Annotated in this window: 4 protein-coding genes and 2 pseudogenes; 2 read left to right on the top strand and 4 right to left on the bottom strand. The window is 66.8% G+C overall.

What is annotated here, in order from left to right:
* Positions 1-64: 64 nt before the first annotated feature.
* The 3 genes from ABZ622_RS41780 to ABZ622_RS41770 all read right to left on the bottom strand — a co-directional run bounded on the left by ABZ622_RS41780 (position 65) and on the right by ABZ622_RS41770 (position 1,438).
* Entirely contained in the window at positions 65-568 is a 504-nt protein-coding gene (locus ABZ622_RS41780; RefSeq protein WP_360552532.1) for a hypothetical protein, read from the bottom strand.
* A gap of 156 nt (positions 569-724) precedes the next feature.
* Positions 725-1,168 carry a hypothetical protein gene (locus ABZ622_RS41775; RefSeq protein WP_360552530.1) on the bottom strand — a complete coding sequence of 148 codons (444 nt, stop codon included), beginning with the start codon at positions 1,166-1,168 and terminating at the stop codon, positions 725-727.
* Positions 1,169-1,276: 108 nt separating this feature from the next.
* A complete protein-coding gene (locus ABZ622_RS41770) occupies positions 1,277-1,438 on the bottom strand; it encodes a hypothetical protein (protein ID WP_360552528.1) in 162 nt (53 codons plus the stop codon).
* Between the two features lie 198 nt (positions 1,439-1,636).
* Between ABZ622_RS41770 and ABZ622_RS41765 the strand changes: the two genes are divergently transcribed.
* The gene (locus ABZ622_RS41765; RefSeq protein WP_360552526.1) at positions 1,637-2,938 is read left to right on the top strand and encodes a hypothetical protein; all 1,302 of its coding nucleotides are present in this window, start codon (positions 1,637-1,639) and stop codon (positions 2,936-2,938) included.
* A 249-nt stretch (positions 2,939-3,187) separates the two neighbouring features.
* Here ABZ622_RS41765 and ABZ622_RS41760 read toward each other — a convergent pair.
* Positions 3,188-3,526: pseudogene (locus ABZ622_RS41760) on the bottom strand (alpha/beta hydrolase); the annotation flags it as partial.
* Between the two features lie 277 nt (positions 3,527-3,803).
* Between ABZ622_RS41760 and ABZ622_RS41755 the strand changes: the two are divergent.
* A pseudogene (locus ABZ622_RS41755) lies at positions 3,804-3,929 on the top strand (DNA recombination/repair protein RecA); the annotation flags it as partial.

The raw sequence follows: 3,929 nt of genomic DNA, 5'->3' as shown, positions 1-3,929 counted from the left end.
TTGAGGTTTACGGACATCAAGGGCAAGAACTCCGACAACAGACCTAGACGACACCGCTAAGAAGTCAGCGGGCGAGCTGCCAACGCTTGAGCGGCGGGATGAGGGCCAGGGGCCAGTGCCACCAGTTCCAGCGGCCGTTGACATCGATCCTGGCCAGGTCCACGAAGGTATCGATCTCTTCGCGGAGTTCGAAGGTGCTGGCGATGACCTTGGTGGAGTTCACATCCGGCGGCACCAGGGGCACCTCTACGAGGCGGACCTCGTGTCCGAGGTAGGGCGCCTCGGACGGATGGTGTTCTTCCACAGGCACGCCCCAGTCCGCGAGCGTTTCGGGGTCGTAGGGCTGCCCCACGATGCGGATGAACAGGCCATCGGCTGCCTCACGGATATGCCGGGGAGCACGCAGATTGATGGCATGCAGCGCGGCGAAAAGATCATTTACATGATCAGAGGTCCGCCCGCAGTAGAACGTCGAGCACAGCGCGATGAACCGGTCATAGACGGCGGCGCGGTCCTCGCGTCGACCATGCTTGACCATGACGTACGGATTCGCTGCGGCCTGGGCCATACGCAGAGCCTGACCGGCTAAACGGGCAGCCGAGGCCGCAGAGGTTGCGGGGTCGGTCATCGATTCCCTCGGGTTCTGGGGTACACGGTTTAACAACATGGGCTCCATGCGCTCGTGCTCCACGGTGGCGAGGCCGACCGGCGTCGTGCTCCGGTGTCAGTTCCTGTCATCCGCGAGGGCGGTGCGCGCGAGCACGGCCTCGATCTCCCCGGCCGCGCCCATCAGCCGGGCCGACTGCCCCGGGTCCGCGGCCGCCTCCCAACCGGCACAGAAGACCAACTCCTGGACGGCGCGCTCCAGGGCGGTGCGCAGGTCGGTGATGTGCCGGTCGCGGATCTCGTCGTCGGTCGCAGGGGCCGCGGTAGTGGTGGTGGCGGTCGCCGTCGCGGCGTACGGGGCGTCACCGGTCGGCTGCTCCGTCCACGGGCCGACAACCCGCCAGCCCCCTTCCGCCAGCACCCGGGCAGCGGCAACCGGGGCGAACTCCTCATCCGCGCCGGTGCAGTAGCCGAGCGCCCCCTGCTCGGGTTGATCCAGGAACACATGCCAGTCCAAGTCGTACTCCGCACGGACGGGCAATTCAACGGATTCGTGCGTCATACGAGCAGCATAGGAACCGCCGGAACCGCAGGTACCGGATTCCGGATCCCTGTGGCAACAGGCGGCACGGTCCGGTAGAGCGCCGCTCCACCGGCCGCGGAGGCCAGGTCAGACGGAACTGTCCAGCGGAGTGTCCCCGTCGGCGTGGCCGCCGGTGCCGAGAGCCCGCCGGGCGGCCGGAGGCGTGGCCGTGGAGGCCCCGAGCACACCGCGGGCCCGGAGTTTGTCGAGGTCGGGGATCCGGACACCGGGGAACACATCAGTGACCATCGGTCTTTGGCGCACCCTGGGCCGGAAGACCGAGGACGATCCCAGTCCGCGGCCGCCGCCTTGCCCTCGGGCAGGTCATAGCCGTGGCTCAATCGCAGCAGGGCTTGTCCGACCACTGAGGAACTCTGCTGATGTGCCGTAGGGCCCCAGGCAAGTTGGCACGATAGTGCTCTCATACGCTGGACGGGGGCGAGACTCATGGGCAAGGAGCAGCGGCTCATCGCGAGGGTGATGGCCGGTGACGCTGAGGTTCTGGTGAGGCGTGTAGGGGGTGACCGCCCCGGCGCGCGAGAGTTGGACAGGATTACTCAGGCGTATGCGGCGCATAGCGGGGTCCGGCATCGGCTGTGGCTGGATGAGCGGGTGGGCGTGCTGTTGTTTCTGGAGCGTGCGGGTTCCGGCAACGGGGCGGGTGAGGGGCTGGAGCTGTACGAGGTTGGGCTGTGTTCGGCATCCTGCACTCGGGTGCTGAGCGATCTGACGGCTGCGGTGCTGGTGCGGCTGGCCAGCCCTGCGGACAGCTATCAGGCCCGATGCGAGGCTGATCGGGACATCGGCGCGCTCGTGCAGCTGTTCCGCGTGCAGCTTGCGCGGATGCGGTGCGAGCATCCCGATGGTGCCGAGTTGGTGAAGGCGGTCCGCGCCCAGATCGGGCGGGCGGGCGACGAGCAGCAGGCCGCGCGGCGCACGGCTTTTCTGGGCTGGTACCTGGAAGGGGCCTACGGCGATGACGTGGATGGCCGTGAACAGGCGAAGCGAGACCTCGGGTGTGGCATCGGACCGGGCAGCAGCACCGACGAGAAAGCTGTCTTCCGAGCCTTCATGGCCTGGTCGCGGTACCGCGAAGAGATTCGTTGGAAAGTCCCGCAGCCCCGGCTCGACGCGGTCCCGAGCGAGAGGCAGCTCAGGCGAGGGGACATACATTGGTACTACGAGTTTCGAACCCTCGGACGCCACCTCACCGAGCATCAGATGCTCGAACTGCGCGCGAAGCTGCCCTGGGCTGACGTCACCTCCGATTCCCTCGTGCTCGACCAGTGGTCCGACCCCACCCAACACCCGGCCTTCGGGGCTGCGGACGAGATCGTCTCCCAGTACTTCGACGCCGGTCTCCACTTCAGCCAGGAGGGATCACGCACTCTGTGGCTGCGGCTCCCGGCCACGCTCTCGAACCGGATAGCCCCTTACGAAGGCAGGAACGGCGTCAGGAGCACGATCGTCGACGACGACATGGTGCTGGAGCTCCACCGTGAGGAGGCAGACGGCGAGCTCTCCTACCTGTACGACGACCCACGTCCGTGGCTGGGCGAACTCCTCCCCCTGCGTGACGACCTGGCCGGCGGCGACGTCCGCGCGCCGGCCATCGCCTGGCGGGCCGCCAACGCGACGCCCACGTTCGGAAAGGCATTGAAGAAGCCTCCCATGCCGGACGGGCTGGACGAGGACGAACTGCCCCCTCAACTGCAGGCGCTCGTCCGACTGCTCGAAGAGAATCCTTGAGCAGTGGCAGCTCAGCGTGAACCCGGAGGGCTCGCTGCTTCATCCGGGGCAGGTCGCGGAGGTCTGCCGGCGGGAGAACCTGGCCGAGCTGGTCGCAGCCGACACCCCGCTCGGATCCGGAACAGGCCGCAATGCGGTGGGGGGGAAGTGACAGCGGCCACGAGGATCTCCCCACGTACGGCCAGTTGCGGATGTGATGTTCAGTGACCGCCTCTGGTGGGCGTTGACCCGGGCGAGTCTGCTTCGGGGTCAGGCTCGGAATGCCCTCCGGAGGAGCTCGCCGAACTCGGCGGCGTGCGTGGTCAGGCCGGTGTGCCCGCCGGGGAAGTGGCGGAGTTCGATGCTGAGACGCTCGGCCAGAAAGGCAGCCGGACGGTAGGGCAGCTCGCCGCGTGAGTCCTGGCCGCAGGCGAGCACGCGCCGGTCCGAAAGTGCCGCCAGCCGGTTCATGTCCGGGGCGTAGGACATGAAGCTCGGCACGATGCGCCCGACGAAGTAGGGCAGGTTGGCCATCGTCCGCTCAACCCGCGCCGCTGCGTGCGGTAGAAGCTCGATCTCGGCCTTCGTGCCGGAGGTGTCGCCGCCCTTCTTCAGACACTGGATGTAATCCCGGTCACATCGGGGTGAGTGCGCCAAGGCGAAGAAGGGACGCGGTCAAGTCGTAGGTATCGTCGACGATTCGATGGGAGGTGCTGTGCAGCAGTCACCTATGAGGCTCCATTGATAGTATGCGAGCGACACGCATATCGATGAGATGTGCCTCGCTGCAAGCATGTGCGTTTGCGATCTCTTTCTCCTCTGCGTCGGGACCCGCTGTCATATCCTCCGGGCGGCAGTCGCGCGGAGCGCAGAATGAGGAGTGGGGTTGCACATGGCCGACCAAGGCAAAGCGCTGGATCTGGTATTGGCTCAGATTGAGCGACAATTCGGCAAGGGCGCGGTAATGCGCCTCGGCGAGCGGCCGAACGAGCCCATCGAAGTGATCCCCACC

The sequence above is a fragment of the Streptomyces sp. NPDC007164 genome, assembly GCF_040634135.1.
Classification (GTDB): Bacteria; Actinomycetota; Actinomycetes; order Streptomycetales; family Streptomycetaceae; genus Streptomyces; species Streptomyces sanglieri.
The sequence above is the reverse complement of the archived record's forward strand: the minus strand, read 5'-3'. Positions and strand labels throughout refer to the sequence as shown.